Source organism: Fervidibacillus halotolerans (assembly GCF_026547205.1).
Classification (GTDB): Bacteria; Bacillota; Bacilli; order Bacillales; family Caldibacillaceae; genus Fervidibacillus; species Fervidibacillus halotolerans.
Map to the genome: position 1 here is coordinate 29005 of NZ_CP106877.1, position 17255 is coordinate 46259.

At 37.9% G+C, this 17255-nt stretch carries 14 protein-coding genes; 12 read left to right on the forward strand and 2 right to left on the reverse strand.

From position 1 onward, the window contains the following. The first annotated feature begins 35 nt into the window (after window positions 1-35). The 4 genes from ptsG (at window position 36) to OE105_RS13900 (ending at window position 4035) form a co-directional block, all read left to right on the forward strand. Window positions 36-2054 carry a glucose-specific PTS transporter subunit IIBC gene (gene ptsG / locus OE105_RS00115; protein WP_275420730.1) on the forward strand — a complete coding sequence of 673 codons (2019 nt, stop codon included), beginning with the start codon at window positions 36-38 and terminating at the stop codon, window positions 2052-2054. 151 nt (window positions 2055-2205) lie between these two features. Further along, window positions 2206-2355, forward strand: a complete 150-nt coding sequence (locus tag OE105_RS00120) for a hypothetical protein (RefSeq protein WP_275420731.1) — start codon at window positions 2206-2208, stop codon at window positions 2353-2355. Continuing rightward, complete coding sequence (gene purB / locus OE105_RS00125; protein WP_275420732.1) at window positions 2348-3646, forward strand: adenylosuccinate lyase; 1299 nt, start codon at window positions 2348-2350, stop codon at window positions 3644-3646. The genes OE105_RS00120 and purB overlap by 8 nt, the downstream gene beginning before the upstream one ends. Window positions 3647-3897: 251 nt before the next feature. Continuing rightward, the gene (locus tag OE105_RS13900; protein WP_420842581.1) at window positions 3898-4035 is read left to right on the forward strand and encodes a hypothetical protein; all 138 of its coding nucleotides are present in this window, start codon (window positions 3898-3900) and stop codon (window positions 4033-4035) included. 769 nt (window positions 4036-4804) lie between these two features. Here OE105_RS13900 and OE105_RS00130 read toward each other — a convergent pair. Then, entirely contained in the window at window positions 4805-5305 is a 501-nt protein-coding gene (locus OE105_RS00130; protein ID WP_275420733.1) for a hypothetical protein, read from the reverse strand. Between the two features lie 599 nt (window positions 5306-5904). Here OE105_RS00130 and OE105_RS00135 point away from each other — a divergent pair. Continuing rightward, window positions 5905-6225 (forward strand): site-specific integrase, encoded by a 321-nt coding sequence (locus OE105_RS00135; protein WP_275420734.1) that lies wholly within the window; start codon window positions 5905-5907, stop codon window positions 6223-6225. Between the two features lie 82 nt (window positions 6226-6307). On the opposite strand, the gene OE105_RS00140 is transcribed toward OE105_RS00135, so the two are convergent. Further along, on the reverse strand, window positions 6308-6679 hold the full coding sequence (locus OE105_RS00140; RefSeq protein ID WP_275420735.1) for a YgaP family membrane protein: 372 nt from the start codon (window positions 6677-6679) through the stop codon (window positions 6308-6310). A gap of 146 nt (window positions 6680-6825) precedes the next feature. On the opposite strand from OE105_RS00140, the gene OE105_RS00145 reads away from it, so the two are divergent. From OE105_RS00145 to OE105_RS00175, 7 genes are all read left to right on the forward strand, one after another. Next, the gene (locus OE105_RS00145; protein WP_275420736.1) at window positions 6826-8571 is read left to right on the forward strand and encodes an adenine deaminase C-terminal domain-containing protein; all 1746 of its coding nucleotides are present in this window, start codon (window positions 6826-6828) and stop codon (window positions 8569-8571) included. Between the two features lie 51 nt (window positions 8572-8622). After that, a complete protein-coding gene (locus OE105_RS00150) occupies window positions 8623-9660 on the forward strand; it encodes a DUF3048 domain-containing protein (RefSeq protein ID WP_275420737.1) in 1038 nt (345 codons plus the stop codon). 59 nt (window positions 9661-9719) lie between these two features. Next, window positions 9720-10031 (forward strand): YerC/YecD family TrpR-related protein, encoded by a 312-nt coding sequence (locus OE105_RS00155; RefSeq protein WP_275420738.1) that lies wholly within the window; start codon window positions 9720-9722, stop codon window positions 10029-10031. Between the two features lie 269 nt (window positions 10032-10300). Then, a complete protein-coding gene (gene pcrB, locus OE105_RS00160; protein WP_275420739.1) occupies window positions 10301-10993 on the forward strand; it encodes a heptaprenylglyceryl phosphate synthase in 693 nt (230 codons plus the stop codon). 63 nt (window positions 10994-11056) lie between these two features. Continuing rightward, window positions 11057-13249, forward strand: coding sequence for a DNA helicase PcrA (pcrA, locus tag OE105_RS00165; RefSeq protein ID WP_275420740.1), 2193 nt, complete (start codon window positions 11057-11059; stop codon window positions 13247-13249). 86 nt (window positions 13250-13335) lie between these two features. Then, window positions 13336-15354 (forward strand): NAD-dependent DNA ligase LigA, encoded by a 2019-nt coding sequence (ligA, locus tag OE105_RS00170; RefSeq protein ID WP_275420741.1) that lies wholly within the window; start codon window positions 13336-13338, stop codon window positions 15352-15354. Window positions 15355-15391: 37 nt separating this feature from the next. After that, window positions 15392-16546 carry a CamS family sex pheromone protein gene (locus tag OE105_RS00175; protein ID WP_275420742.1) on the forward strand — a complete coding sequence of 385 codons (1155 nt, stop codon included), beginning with the start codon at window positions 15392-15394 and terminating at the stop codon, window positions 16544-16546. Window positions 16547-17255 lie beyond the last annotated feature (709 nt).

Genomic DNA, 17255 nt, shown 5'->3' on the forward strand with positions numbered 1-17255 from the left:
AAACAATTTAAACAAGAAAATGGAGGAGTAGACAGATGTTTAAAACGTTTTTCGGAACACTACAAAAAATAGGAAAAGCTTTAATGTTACCTGTCGCTTTACTGCCGGCAGCCGGACTGTTGCTCGGAATCGGTAACGCAATCGGGCAAGAAACGATGTTAGAATATCTTCCTTTTTTAAAGGCCGATTGGATTCAATTGGTCGGAAATGTGATGGAAGATGCGGGTGGAATTATTTTCAGCAATCTTGCTCTATTGTTCGCTGCAGGGGTTGCGATTGGGTTAGCTGGTGACGGAGCAGCTGCATTAGCTGCTATGGTTGGATACTTAGTTTTAAACCAAGTAATGGGTTCCTGGTTAGGACTGACTTCGGATGCGATCGGTGGTGACCCGAGTTATGCGATGGTAATGGGGATTCCGACGATTCAAACCGGTGTATTTGGTGGGATTATCGTTGGTTTAATTGCGGCATATAGTTATAATCGATATTACAATATTAAAATGCCTACGTTCTTAGGATTTTTTGCGGGAAAACGTTTTGTTCCAATTGTCACAGCCGTATATTCTTTTATCGCAGGTTTAATTTTATTAATTGTTTGGCCTCCGGTTCAAGGGGCGTTAAATTCCGCTTCCCTTTGGTTGATTAACGAAGGAACATATATCGCGGTCTTTATGTTTGGTTTTATTAAACGTCTTTTAATTCCCTTTGGATTGCATCATATTTATCATGCTCCGTTTTGGTATGAATTTGGTTCGTATACAACGGCAGCCGGAGATATCGTTCGTGGGGATATGACGATTTTCTTCGCCCAATTGAAAGATGGGGTGGAAATAACAGCTGGTCATTTTATGGCGGGTGAATTTCCAATAATGATGTTCGGTTTACCTGCAGCGGCTTTAGCGATGTATCACACAGCAAAACCGGAAAAGAAAAAACTCGTTGCAGGCTTATTAGGGTCCGCTGCTTTGACGTCATTTTTAACAGGGATTACCGAACCGATTGAATTTACCTTTTTATTCCTTTCACCCGTATTATTTTTCATCCACGCGGTTTTAGATGGTTTATCTTTCGTTTTGATGACGTGGTTAAATGTGAATATCGGATATACGTTCTCAGGAGGGGCAATCGACTTTTTCCTATTCGGTATTTTACCAGGGCGAGAACCTTGGTGGATTACCATTATCCTTGGGCTAATCTTTTTTGCCCTATACTATGTGATTTTCCGTATCTTCATTCAAAAATTTGATTTGAAAACGCCAGGTCGAGAAGATAATGGGAATCAAGAATCAGTAGAAAATAGCAAGCCAACTGAACAACTACCTTATGCAGTTTTAACAGCGATGGGCGGAAAAGAAAATATCTCCCATTTGGATGCTTGCATTACCCGCCTTCGTGTATCTGTCAATGATGTGAACAAAGTGGACAAACAACAATTAAAATCCCTCGGTGCTGCGGATGTGTTGGAAGTTGGAAATAATATTCAAGCGATTTTCGGAACCCAGTCTGATGTATTAAAAAGTCAAATCCATGATATTATGAGTGGGAAGGCCCCTGATTTGACGGAGACGGAGGAAAAAGAGGACACGTTGGAAAGTGTAGATGTAAAGGAAACATTTTCCGCACCATTAACAGGTATCGTTAAACCAATCACTGAAGTACCAGACAAAGTTTTTTCGGAAAAAATGATGGGTGATGGTTTTGCAATTGAACCGGATGATGGAACAGTTGTTTCTCCTGTGGATGGAAAAATTATTAACGTCTTTCCAACAAAACATGCGATCGGTATTCTATCAAAAGGCGGACGGGAATTATTGATTCACTTCGGTCTTGATACTGTAGATTTAAAAGGTGAAGGTTTTACGACGATGGTCAACGTAGGAGATGAAGTGAAAACCGGTCAACCCCTTATGAAAGCTGATTTGAAATTTATTAAGGAAAACGCAACATCATCTATTACCCCAGTTGTATTTACGAATTTGCGGGAAGGGGAATCGGTCGATATGAAAAAACAAGGTCGAGTTAATCGAGGGGAAGGAATCGTTACAATCAAATAAGGTTTCTGTTTATCAAAAGCTGTCTTGAAATGGTTCAAGGCGGCTTTTTCAAATGGAAAATGAATCCTTCAATTAATCATCGTTGGAAAATGAAATAATAGTATTGGCAACGGATACTCTAGAAATCATTAGTTGCAAAAGGATAGGTTATTTGGAAAGCCGAACATTTATATTAATTACTTTAAAAATATTCGTTATTATGTTGATTGTTACAAAACGGTTTGGTACGATTACGAAGGAATCATTGAAAAAACCGATTTTGAATATGAAGAGCCTTTTTTGGGGGGATAATCATGATTGAACGTTACACGCGACCAGAAATGGGGGCCATATGGACGGAAGAAAATAAATATAAAGCATGGCTTGAAGTAGAGATATTAGCTTGTGAGGCTTGGTCTGAACTAGGGGTGATCCCGAAGGAGGATGTGGAAAAAATTCGAAAGGGAGCATCCTTTTCCGTCGAACGAATAAAAGAAATTGAAGCGGAAACGAAGCATGACGTCGTCGCTTTTACGAGGGCTGTGTCTGAGAGCCTTGGAGATGAAAAGAAATGGATTCATTACGGACTAACTTCAACAGACGTGGTCGATACCGCCTTATCATATTTGTTAAAACAAGCCAATAATATTTTAAAAAAAGATTTATTACGGTTTATCGACATTTTAAAACGAAAGGCGAAGGAACATAAATATACGGTGATGATGGGCAGGACCCATGGTGTTCATGCAGAACCGACGACCTTCGGATTAAAACTTGCCCTTTGGTATGAAGAAATGAAACGGAATCTCGAACGATTTAAAATGGCAGCAGATGGAATTGAAGTGGGAAAATTGTCCGGTGCTGTAGGAACATATGCAAATATTGATCCATTTGTTGAAAAATATGTATGTGAAAAATTAGGTTTAAAACCATCACCCATTTCTACCCAAACGCTGCAAAGGGATCGGCACGCTTTTTATGTAGCAACATTAGCGTTGATTGCCACTTCCATAGAAAAATTTGCAACGGAGATCCGAGGGTTACAAAAAAGTGAGACGAGGGAAGTGGAAGAGTTTTTTGCGAAAGGACAAAAGGGTTCTTCCGCAATGCCTCATAAACGGAATCCGATCGGTTCAGAAAATATGACAGGGATGGCAAGGGTCCTTCGTGGGCATTTAATCACCGCTTATGAAAATGTAACGTTATGGCATGAACGGGATATTTCCCACTCGTCTGCTGAACGGATTATATTACCGGACGCGACGATTGCATTAAATTATATGTTGAATCGTTTCGGAAAAATTGTAGACAATTTAACCGTATTCCCCGAAAACATGAAAAGAAATATGGAAAAAACCCACGGATTAATTTATTCTCAACGGGTTTTGCTCGCATTAATCGACAAAGGTTTGTCCCGAGAAGAAGCATACGATTCCGTTCAACCTTTAGCCATGCGGGCATGGGAAGAACAAATTCCCTTTCGTTCGCTAATTGAGAATGATGAAAAAATTACCCGGTTATTAACGAAGGAAGAAATCGCGGATTGCTTCGATTATCGGTATCATTTGAAAAATGTCGATCTGATTTTCAAGCGACTCGGCATCGAAGAATAACGTCGATTCTATCAATTAAATAATTTTTTTTAAAAACGGATATGCATTTGAATGTTGGTGTACATATAAAGATCGGGTTCTTTCAAGTGCCAATAAAAAGGTGCCTTAAAAACAGAGGCACCTTTTCCTATGTATAGGTGTCATCAAAAAGGAAAAAATCCAAGTTTTTTGGATACTGTCTTGTTACAAATCTTCCTCAACATGTTGAAGGAAAAAATATTCCGATACGAAATCGGGCTATAGTGCTGTTGATGGTTCTTGCCGGATTTCGGGTGGCTGAAGTACATAACATGAATGTCGGTGATATTTATGGAGAAGCCAAGGGGATTCAGGTGAGGGGAAAAGGTGGAAAAAATCGTTTTGTTCCTGTCTCTAATGAGCTATTGTAATTTTTAATACAAGTAAAAAATACTCGGTATAAAGCTAAATCTGAACACCGACAAGCACTTTTTATCTCTCAAAAGGTGAACGGATTTCCAGACGACGTATTCACCAGATTGTAAGTAAGTTATTATGTGAACTGAAGAAAAAAGAGGGAGTGGGACGCCTTGAGGAATCTAGTCATAAATTGCGACATACGTTTGTGATTAAACATTCAGGAACTCATGGTGCATGAAAGTCCTACCACAACCCAAATTTATACGCATGTGAGTGGTCGTCAAAAGGTTCTGACCATTGAAAAACTAAACAAATGGGCTCAATCAAAAGAAAAAGGGAGTGATTAGCTCCCTTATTGAACCCTTTATTATTTTTTGCCAATTTGTAAGATTGCTGCCGAAATGAGGGCAAAACCCATTAAAATGGAAATGGGTAACGTTTTAGCGAGATGAACACTCTCAATATAATTAGTCCTTTCAACACGGTATAAATATATCGAACACACAATTATGATTAACGCATAAACCCCTAGAGTAATCCAATAAACAAGTTTTTGACTAGAAATAGGAAACAAATACAAGTTCCCCCTCTTTTTTAATATCGGTCAACCGAGTAAGTCCGCATATATGGGACCCCTACGTAAGCATAGTATGTCTTTTTTAAATAATAGACCATGCCTAGAAGCATATCTTTTTTGAATGATCTTTATTTTATGCTTATGTCTTCCCATTTGGTAATAGAAGTCCCGGCTGCTATACAGAGAGCTCTCTGAAGGACCTGTCATTCTGATTGTTCTTGTGATCGTTTTTGTATTTGATTTGCTGATTTCAAAAGAATTTTGGATAGTCCTTTTTGCTCCACTTGGAAATTCTCCATAATACGTAGCAGAGTAGCAGATAAGGTACCTGAAACGGTATCTTCTACAGTATATGTCATTCCTTTAGCTATGCTTGCAATAAAATAAGGATTAGATAGATAAATCCAGTGGGCAACAATTCCTTGGTCGTAAACATAGAATTTATCATATTCCCACCAGCTATCATTCGGAGTGATTATCGGATCGGTTGAACCCATTGAATTCAAATTGGTTTTCACTGGCAATTCAAAGTATCCTAGCAACACTTCTTTTTGTCCGTCGTAGGCAAATTCTTGAGGCTTATTTAATTGAACAAATTTCCCTTTAGATAAATCTAATTGTGATAATTCAATGGTACTGATTGTCGATTCATCGTTGAGAGATTCTTCAGCGAATACGGAGGATGTAAGTATGGTAAACATCAAAATAAAAACAACTAAATACTTTAAAATACTTTAAAACATTATTATCACCCCATACTTTTGGTTTTTTCAAAATATAACAAAAATTAGTATACTTATATATTAGAATTTCCCTTTTTTGTCAACTATCTTTTGAAAAAAAGGTGAGATAAGAAATGAATTTATAGATTGCACATTATTCATCTTATGTGAAATATTTAACAATTTAGAGTTGAATTAGGGATTATGAGCGACCAGCAAAAACAGCTATTTTATCAAATTGAAAAAACGTCCATCTTCCCCCACTATGTTACCCGCTACGTGGAGTACAAACAATTTGAATAATCTTCTTTCCTATCTTTATGATTACAAACGATTTTTTTCTTGGTTTACGGAAGATGGTTATTTTCAAGGGGATAAATGGAATTTCCCCCCTATCCATTTTAGAAAGTTTGAAGCGGTCAGATATTGATCGATAATTATTATTTTTGCAACGATATTCAAATAATATATCCAAACGAACGAGCCGGAACCAGATGCTTTATTTTTTAAAATCCTTGTACCACTTTCTTTCCCAAATTGAAGAAGATGAAAATGGGTACCGCCTTCTCAAGAAAAACGTTATGGACAAAGTTAAAATTAGAGCCGTGAAGTCTTCTCCACAAGCTCAAGCGGATCGTATAAAAGGGAGAGTCTTTAAGTCCTACCGGGGAATGCAAGATTTTTTAGACTATGCGGCTGTTTATTACTCGGAAAATGTAAAAATCTCAACAAAAAGGGAGCCGGTCAAAAAAAGGCTTTTACACGATTATCAAAAAAATGCGGAATGTGGTTTGGCTATTCTTTCCCTTATTTTAGGGTCGGGTCTTCGAGTGAATGAGGTTGTCTCTCTTAATGTATCGGATATTGATTGGCGGGAACCGGGGCTTGAAGACCAAAAATAGATGAAGCGTCCAATGATGCAATAAGGAACCGTACGTACGGAGGTGTGATAGGAAGGAGGTTAATGACCTCCTCCTATCCGCTTCATTCATCATCATAAACTGAGTTTTCTGTTTGATTCATTTCTTTTTCCCCTTCGTAGTTGACTTCCCTTTTTCTTCGTCGTTTCTTCTTGAAAGGATGCTCTTGTTTTTCATGACAATTTGACGTCATCATTGATTCAAAAAAGGTTTTGTCCAATCCATCAGAATTTTGTATTTGTTTCATGATCGCTGTAGCTGGGCAAAAACGTAAAATCCCTTCCCCAACTCGCATAGCTCCCATCATAGCCATAATGATGTAGGAGCCTCGATTTCGCCTTTTTACCATTTTTGCTGTACTCCAAGATAAAATCGTTAACCCAAAGGTAATTCGCATAAGGGCGTTGCCAATTCCGATATTTTGTTGTCGTTTCATATCCGCTTCCCTCCGTAAAATAAAGTAATCAAAAAACTTGAAACTTTAGTGCTTTAAAATATAAAATATGTTAAAATAAGTAAAACTAAGAAAAATATACCCTTTAAAGCATATGAATGAGATAAAAAGATGAAAAGGTGAAGAAGATGTTTGAGTTACAAACTGTTTGGAAAAATAAACAAATTCGTGAACAGGTGGACGTGTTAAATGGAAAACGTTCTCCGACGAAACTTTTATATAATGCCACATATTTACATGGAATCTTAAAAAAATGGATGAAAGGGAATATTTGGATATATGGCGACCGAATCGTTTATGTCGGGGAAAAACGTCCTGAATTGATCGATGAATCTTGTGAACAGATTGATTGTTCCCAATATTTCCTTGTGCCTGGGTATATTGAGCCACATGCTCATCCTTTTCAGTTATATAATCCCCAAACTTTCGCCCAATATGCAAGCCAACGGGGTACATCCGTATTGATTAACGATAACTTATTTTTGTTTTTACAAAACGATAAAAAGAAAGCGTTTGCACTTATAGAGAATCTGCAAAAAATGCCGACATCTTTATTTTGGTGGAGCAGATTCGATAGCCAAACAGAATTAATTGGAGAAGAAACGATTTTTTCCAATAGTCATGTGAAGGCTTGGCTTGAACATGACCTTGTCGTTCAAGGGGGCGAACTTACCGGTTGGCCGAAATTGTTGGAAGGAAATAATATGATTTTACATTGGATGCAATTGGCAAAAAAATGGCATAAAAAGGTGGAAGGTCATTTTCCAGGAGCCTCCGAGAAAACCTTAGCAAAAATGAAATTGTTTGGAGCAGACAGCGATCATGAAGCGATGACTGGTGAAGAAGTGAAGAACCGATTAATGCACGGTTATACCGTTTCTTTAAGACATTCATCCATCCGTCCGGACTTGCCGAAGTTACTGAATGAAATAAAAGAACTTGGTCCAAATGTTTACCAATCTCTTATGTTAACGACAGACGGTTCTTCTCCTTCCTTTTATGAAGATGGAGTTATCGATCGGTTAATTAAAATTGCTATTGAACACGGTGTACCGGAAATTGACGCATATTTAATGGCTACGCTAAATCCAGCAAAATATTTTCAACTGGATCATATGTATGGTTTAATTGCTACAGGGAGAGTGGCAAATATTAATTTCTTAAAACATAAAAACGACCCCAGACCTATCAGTTGTTTAGCAAAGGGAAAATGGGTTAGAAGAGACAATCAACCGGTTGACGAAATGGCTCCGATTCAGTGGGAACAATATGGATTCTCCCCCTTGTCAATTGAGTGGGATTTGTCCATCGATGATTTGCAATTTTCCATGCCGATTGGAATTGAAATGAAAAATGCTGTTATTACAAAACCTTATTCGATTTCAACGAATGTATCTTGTGAACAATTAGATCCATTATCCGAAGAATCCTTCTTTATGCTAGCGGACAAGGAAGGAAAATGGAGAGTAAATACAATTGTAAAAGGATTTGTAAAAAATATCGGGGGCTTTGTTTCCAGTTTTTCAAGCACAGGTGATATTTTACTAATTGGAAAAAATAAGCAAGATCTATTAAACGCTTTCAAAAGAATGAAAGAGTTGGGTGGTGGAATCGTCCTTTATGATAAGGGGGAAAGGATTTATGAACTTCCCCTTCCACTAAACGGATTATTTAGTAATGAACGATTTGAATCGTTAATCGAAAGGGAAAAGGAATTAAAATCAATATTACAGCAGAGGGGCTACCCATTTGAAGATCCGATTTACTCCTTATTGTTTTTTTCTGCTACCCACTTGCCCTATATTCGCATTACACAAAAGGGATTATTTGATGTGATGAAAAAAAGAGTTTTGTTCCCTTCTATCATGCGTTAAAATAGTACAGAGATAAAGAATATAAAAGAAAGGATCGGAGAGGAAGAAATCGTGGCGAAAATCTTGAAACTATTCGTTATGGCCGTATTGGTTATTGTTTTTACCGTAGCTTGTGGGAAGGAAACGGAAACGACGAAGGATCAAACGAATGAACCAGAGAAAATAGAAGAACCGGTTGTAGAAGAGGAACCGGTTTTGTATCAATATCCCCTTACAGGTATATGGAAGGAGGAACCATCGGAACATCGGGCGATTAGTGTCATGATTAATAATCATCCGGCTGCCCGTCCCCAATCCGGTTTAGTAGAAGCGGATGTGGTTTATGAGATACTAGCTGAAGGGGGAGTTACCCGTTTTTTGGCTATTTACCAAAGTGAGATGCCAGAAAAATTCGGTCCCGTTCGTAGTGCGAGGGATTACTATATCGAACTAGCAAAGGGATTTGATTCCCTTTATATCGCCCATGGATATAGCCCGAAGGCAAAGGGACTGCTTGATAGCGGGTATATCGATTCGATTAATGGAATCCAGTACGACGGTACATTATTTAAACGTGCCAGCTTCCGAGTAGCACCCCATAACTCTTATATTTCCTATGACAATATCGTAGAAGGGGCAAAAAAACTCGGTTATTCACTAGATGGCCCGCCTGAAAGTTATTCTTTTTTGGATGAAGAAGATGAAGTAACGGGTCTTGACGTACAAACGATTACGATCGATTATTCCAATCACAGTTTTTCCGTTCGGTATGAGTATGATCCCACCTCAAAAACTTATCGTCGGTATTCCGCTGATGAATTGACGACCGATTACGATACGGGAAAAGAAGTTAAAATCGCAAATATTTTTATCGTGGAAATGGAGCATACGATCATTGATCAAGAGGGAAGAAGAGCCATTGACTTAACATCTGGCGGTAAAGCTCTCCTTCTACAAAGGGGGAAATTGATACAAGTTGAATGGAAAAATGTAGATGGAAGAATCATACCTGTATCTTCCAATGAAGAAGTTTCCCTCATTTCCGGGAAAACGTGGATTAATGTTGTCCCAACTATTGATCAAATGGTATCTTATGTTGAATCAGAATAACAGATTATGAAAATCATCCAGCTTGTATATTCCGATATTTATATTAGGGGGGTATATTGATGCAAATTGATAAATTAAGAGGAAGAGAACTAGATCAACTGTTCGAGTCAATTTTATCCTTGGAAACGTTGGAAGAATGCTATCTTTTTTTCGATGATTTATGTACGATCAATGAAATACAATCGATGGCTCAGCGATTGGAAGTTGCCCGTTTATTAAAAAAGGGGAGCAAATATCATGAAATAGAAAAAGAAACCGGCGCAAGTACAGCGACCATTTCCCGGGTAAAAAGATGTTTAAACTATGGAAATGACGCCTATCAAATGGTGTTGGAACGTTTAGAAAAGAAAAAACAAAAGGAAGATGAATAGATGAAGTTGGGCTAAGAATGTTCTTAGCTCTTTTTTTCTAATGGCGCTTGGTTGGGTGAAAGTTTAGAACGAAAAAAGAGTAAACAGATGCGTTTCAAAAAATGGAAATGGTAGGCGATTTTTCTACCCATAAAACTTCCATTTTTATCGATTATTGATCTCATTTAAAATGGAATGAACATTCACATTAGGATTCTATAGATGGCGATTTTTTTCATAGGCAATGAATGTTATAATGATGAAATGGAATAGAAAGTGGAGGCGTTGACATGTACGATTATCGCGAGTGGAAACATATATTTAAACTCGATCCAAATAAAGAATTATCCGATGAGCAACTAGAAAAAATTTGCGAATCTGGAACGGATGCGATTATGGTCGGTGGAACGGATGGTGTTACTTTAGATCAAGTGCTCCATCTATTGTCCCGGATTCGAAAATACGCCGTTCCATGTGTGTTGGAAATATCTTCCTTAGAAACAATTACACCAGGTTTTGATTTATATTTTATTCCGACGGTTTTAAATACGAATGAGGCAAAATGGATTTTAAAAGAACATCATCGGGCAATTAAAGAGTATGCACATTACGTTGATTGGCGAGAGATTGTAACAGAAGGATATTGTATTTTAAATGGTGAGAGTAAAGTCGCCCAATTGACAGGTGCACAAACCGATTTGTATGAAGAGGATGTAGTAGCTTATGCCTTATTAGCGGAAAAGCTGTTTCGACTTCCCATTTTTTATCTTGAATATAGCGGGACATACGGTAATCCTCAACTTGTAAAAAAGGTAAAAGATGTTTTAGACGAAACGGTTCTTTTTTACGGAGGCGGAATTTCCACAGTCGAGCAAGCAGTAGAAATGAAAAGGCTTGCTGATGTAATCATCGTTGGAAATAGTATTTACGACCATTTTGAGGAAGCATTAAAAACGGTTCAAGCAGTTAAGGCTTTAAAATAGGTTGAAACAAGAAAATCAAATGCGTATAATAAGAACAAACGTTCGAAATGAAAGGTGATCCTGTTGCAATACTTAACAAATCGATTATTGAGTGGATTGAATAAAGAACAACAGCAGGCAGTAAAAACGACTGAGGGCCCCCTTTTAATTATGGCTGGAGCGGGGAGTGGAAAGACGCGGGTACTAACCCATCGAATCGCTTATTTGTTGGTGGAAAAGGGAGTAAATCCTTACAACATTTTGGCGATCACCTTTACAAATAAAGCAGCGAGGGAAATGAAAGAACGAATCACCGCACTTCTTGGTGGGGTAGGGGAAGAAATGTGGATCTCTACTTTCCACTCGATGTGTGTGCGTATTCTTCGGAGGGATATCGATCGGATTGGCATTAACCGGAACTTTACCATTTTAGACACATCCGATCAATTATCTGTCATTAAAGGGATTTTAAAAGATCAAAATATCGATCCGAAAAAATACGATCCCCGTGGAATTTTAAGTGTTATTAGCAGTGCGAAGAACGAATTAAAAGGTGCAAAAGACTTTTCCAATCAAATTGGAAATTATTTTGAAAAAGTAGTGGGGTCTGTTTTTGAAGAATATGAAAAACGGTTAATAAAAAACCATGCCCTTGACTTCGATGATTTAATAATGAAAACGATCCAATTATTCGAACGGGTTCCCGAAGTGCTCGAATATTATCAAAATAAATTTCAATATATTCACGTAGACGAATACCAAGATACGAACAAAGCCCAATATAAACTCGTTTCTTTGCTGGCAAAAAAATTTGAAAATCTTTGCGTAGTCGGTGATTCCGACCAATCGATTTACGGTTGGCGCGGAGCCGATATTACGAATATTCTTTCGTTTGAGAAGGACTATCCAAATGCAAAGGTCGTCCTCCTTGAACAAAATTACCGTTCTACGAAAACGATTTTACATGCGGCAAATGGAGTTATCGCCAATAATGCGAATCGAAAACCGAAAAAACTGTGGACGGAAAATGAACAGGGACAGCGGATTATGTATTACCGTGCCCGATCGGAAACAGATGAAGCACTATTTGTCGTCAATAAAATTCAACAACTGGTGGAAAAGGAGAATCAAACTTATCGAGATTTTGCCATTTTGTACCGTACGAATGCCCAATCCCGGGTTTTAGAAGAAATGTTTGTAAAAGCCAATATCCCGTATACGATTGTCGGGGGGACGAAATTCTATGATCGGAAAGAAATTAAAGATGTATTGGCTTATTTACGGTTGGTAGCTAATCCAAATGATGATATTAGCTTCATACGAATTATTAACGTTCCAAAGCGAGGGATTGGTGCCACGTCGGTAGATAAGATTGCCCAATATGCAGCGTCAAATAATCTTTCGATGTTTCAAGCTCTAGCTGAAGCGCATCAAATTGGTTTATCCACAAAAGCAAAAAAAGCATGTGTCGAATTTTATGATTTAATGATGAACTTGCATCATATGCAAGATTATCTAACCGTAACAGAACTAACCGAAGAGGTGTTAAATCAAACGAAATATAAAGACATGCTTAAGGCGGAACGAACGTTGGAAGCAGAGAGTCGATTGGAAAATATTGAAGAATTTCTATCGGTCACCCAAAATTTCGAAAAAGATAATGTTGATAAAACATTGGTTTCCTTTTTGACAGATTTGGCATTGATTGCTGATATCGACCAATTGGATAACCAAGAGGAGGAAAAACAGGATGCGGTTGTCCTTATGACGCTCCATTCTGCAAAGGGATTAGAATTTCCAATCGTTTTTATCGTCGGGATGGAAGAAGGAATCTTTCCCCATAGTCGAAGTTTAACCGAGGAAGGGGAAATGGAGGAGGAGCGAAGGCTTGCCTATGTGGGCATTACCCGTGCTGAACGGCAATTATATTTAACAAACGCAGAGTTGCGGACATTATTCGGACGGATGAGTGCAAACGAACCGTCCCGATTTATCGATGAAATTCCGTCCGAATTAATTGACGCCTTACACGAAAAACAAAAAAAAGATAAGCAAATGGAACGAAGGAAAACCATTCATTCTATGCAGCATTCCAATAATATTGGTGAAATAAATTGGCGTCCTGGGGATCGAGCGGTCCATAAAAAATGGGGAATCGGTACGGTCGTTAGTGTTAAGGGAGAAGGAGAAGATATGGAATTAGATATTGCCTTTCCTAAACCGACCGGCATCAAACGATTGTTGGCCAAATATGCTCCGATTGAAAAACAAGAATAAACTTCGACTTGTCACAGAAAAACAAGAGTGATTGAGCATTTAAAAAAATATTCAATGAATAAGCATTTAGAAAGAGAGGGCTTTTCATGAATTTTCATGAGGCGGAAAAACGTGTCAAGGAATTACATCGTTTGTTGAACCAATACGGTTATGAATATTATGTGTTGGATCAGCCTACCGTGCCTGATGCGGAATATGACCGACTAATGCAGGAACTTATCTCCCTTGAAGAGAAATTTCCCGAACTCAAAACTCCATACTCCCCAACCCAACGAGTCGGAGGGGACGTACTGGAAGGATTTTCGAAAGTAGAACATTCGATCCCGATGTTAAGTCTGGCGAATGCATTTAATGAAGGGGATCTACGAGATTTTGATCGACGGGTTCGACAAACGATCGGTGAAGACCTGTCCTACGTTTGTGAGTTGAAAATCGATGGATTGGCCGTTTCATTGAAATATGAAACCGGGATATTCGTTCAAGGATCCACCCGGGGAGATGGTTTTGTCGGGGAAGATATTACTGCTAATTTACGGACGGTCAAATCGATTCCTTTACAATTAAAAGAGGAAGTAACCATCGAGGTTCGTGGAGAAGTATTTATGCCAAAAAAATCGTTCGTAGCTTTAAATAAACAACGGGAGGAGATGGGTGCCGATTTATTTGCCAATCCTCGAAATGCCGCTGCAGGCTCCTTACGTCAACTGGATCCGAAAATTGCAGCCGAAAGAAACTTAGATATTTTTTTATACGCCATCGGAGAGCATGAAGGGAAGACGATAAAAACCCATAGTGAAGGTTTGGATTATCTCGATTCTTTAGGATTAAAAACGAACAAAGAACGCCGATTATGTCAAAGTATCGATGAAGTACTAGATTATATTACTCAATGGCAAGAAAAGCGGCCGGAATTACCTTACGAAATTGACGGTATCGTTATTAAAGTGAATCGCTATGATCAGCAAACTCGTTTAGGTTCGACAGCGAAAAGTCCCCGTTGGGCAATTGCATATAAATTCCCCCCTGAAGAAGTTGTAACGAAGCTGATCGATATTGAATTAAATGTCGGTCGGACGGGTGTTGTAACCCCTACCGCTATTTTGGAACCGGTTCGGGTAGCCGGAACGACGGTTCAACGGGCTTCATTGCATAATGAAGATTTAATCCGGGAAAAAGACATTCGAATCGGGGATGCAGTCGTTGTAAAAAAAGCTGGGGATATTATTCCAGAAGTTGTGAAGCCAATTATCGAAAGAAGAACTGGGGAAGAAAAGGTATTTTCCATGCCGAAACAGTGTCCGGAATGCGGTAGCGAACTTGTACGATTAGATGAGGAAGTAGCACTAAGATGCATGAATCCAAAATGTCCGGCACAAATTCGAGAAGGATTGATTCATTTCGTATCGAGAAATGCGATGAATATCGAAGGACTGGGGGAGCGGGTCATTACTCAACTTTTTTCAGAAAAATTGATTCGAGATGTGGCAGATATTTATAACCTAAAGCGGGAACAACTTATTCAACTTGAACGGATGGGAGAAAAATCCGTTTCTAATCTCCTTTTCTCCATCGAAGCATCGAAAAATAATTCCCTAGAACGGCTCCTTTTCGGACTAGGTATTCGTCATGTCGGAAGCAAAGCTGCGAAAATTTTAGCAGAAAAATACGGACATATCGATCGGCTGATGGAAGCGACGGAAGAAGAGTTACAAAGCATTCATGAAGTTGGGGAAAAAATGGCGAATTCGGTTGTTACTTATTTTCAAATGCCCCAAGTAAAAGAATTGATAAAAAAATTAAGAGCATCCGGTGTTAATCTTGAATACAAAGGTCCCAAAAAGGATGAGGGGAAGATTATTGAATCCGTTTTGACAGGGAAAACCGTCGTATTAACTGGAAAGTTAGAACAATTAACGCGAAATGAAGCAAAAGAGCAACTGGAATTGATGGGGGCAAAAGTAACGGGAAGTGTAAGTAAAAAAACAGATATTGTTATTGCAGGTTTTGACGCAGGATCAAAATTGACAAAAGCCCAAGATTTAGGTATTGAAATATGGGATGAAAAACGATTATTGATGGAATTGAACCGAAGGGAAAGCGAATAAAAGTTCTTCGTTTTTAAAAAGGAGCTGTAGAGGAAATATGAAAAAAATAATTGCCGTTATCTTCCTTTCCCTACTTTTGCTATCCGGTTGTCTACCATCCGTTGAAAAACAAGATGAAGTGATACAAGAAGATCAAGAGCAAACGGATGAAAAGGCGATTGTACCGAATTACCAAATTTCCGACTCTTATTATCGCACGCTCATTCCCTTTGAACCATCCGATACGAGGGGAATGGTTCTTTGGAGATTAAATACCCGTTATGATAGTGATGAATTTGAAGAAGGGTTACTAAGAATTGCTCAAAAAACCTTCTCAACGGATAAATATATTTTTCAAGATGGGAAATATTTAAACAAAGAAACGGTACAAAAATGGCTTAACAGGGAATTTACTTCCGAACAGTTAAAAGAAAGAGATTTAACCGAGGCAGAAAATCTCGGATTGAATCCGCCATTATCAGATGATGCAGATCAAGAAACGATCGAGGATCATTCAATTTATTTGTCCTATTTATTGGAACATAATTATTTAGTTAAGTCAGATGAAAACAAGGTTAAATTAGGTGGTGTAGCCATCGGATTGGCGTTAAATTCAGTTTTTACGTACACATATGACGGAGTAGAATATAAGAAAACAATTTCAGATCAGGAGTTGGAGAAAGAAGGAAAAAATATCGCTGAAGAAGTGATTCGAAGATTACGACAAACGAAAGGTCTAGAAACGGTTCCAATTACGATTGGCCTATTTAAACAAATGGAGGATACATCTGTCGTTCCGGGGCATTATTTTGCCTTTGCAACTGCTGAAAAGGGAACTAGTTTGGACTGGAAAGATATGAATGAAGAGTACGTATTATTTCCTTCAACGGATGCGAAGAAAAATTACCGAGACGACTACAATAAATTCGAATCCTTTCAACTTGATGTGACTCAATACTTTAAAAATTATAGTGGGATTGTAGGACGGGCATTTTATATAGAAAAGGAATTGCAAAAACTATCCATTGATATCCATATTCAGTTTTATGGAAAGGCAGAAACGATCGGATTTGCCCAATACATCACCGGTTTAATTGAGGAACATTTTCCAGATGAATGGACTGTCGAAGTCAACGTGACCTCTTCAACAGGTCAAGAAGCGTTAATTGTAAAAGAACCAAATATGGACGAACCTTTTGTTCATATTTATTGAAAAAGAATTGTAATCGAAAACTACGTAATATTAATTTAATATCTTTCCGAAAGAAGTCTCCCACTTTTAAATGTTGAATCGAGAGCGACAGGGACGTCAATGCGGAAATCAATATCAAACATGAGGGCATAAAACGATTAGCGATAGCCTAACTTGTCCTCGAACCGTGGGGCACACGGGGATCGCTCGGTTCATCCAATCATGAGATGGGATGAACCGAGAAGCCCCCACCTAAATGTTATTATATGTTTTGGGTTTTTATCTCCAAGTTTTACTCCTATTTTCCGTTACTTATATAAAATTATGTACTATAAAATCTAGAGGCCAATTAACTATTTTTTAAGTTTACTTGAACGAAAAAACGGTAAAATATATTTTTATGGAGCTTTATAAAGCAATAATTGAAAAAGAAATGACAAAAGATGAATAATCCATTTAATCGATATTGTAATAGATTTTCTAATCATATACGAATTTTACATATAAAAAGTAGATATATAATTTAATTTGTGAAAATTTATTATAAACTTAATTAAACCCCTTCCTTTGAAAGAATGCTTATACATAAAAAAATATCTGAACGAAGAAACCGTAAAGGATTCAAATTATTTAAAGTTGATATTGTCTGGAAAATTAAGTTAGAAATTACTGAATTAATCAATAAAACAGATAAATTGAAAAAAAACATGAACCTGATAAAATGAAAATA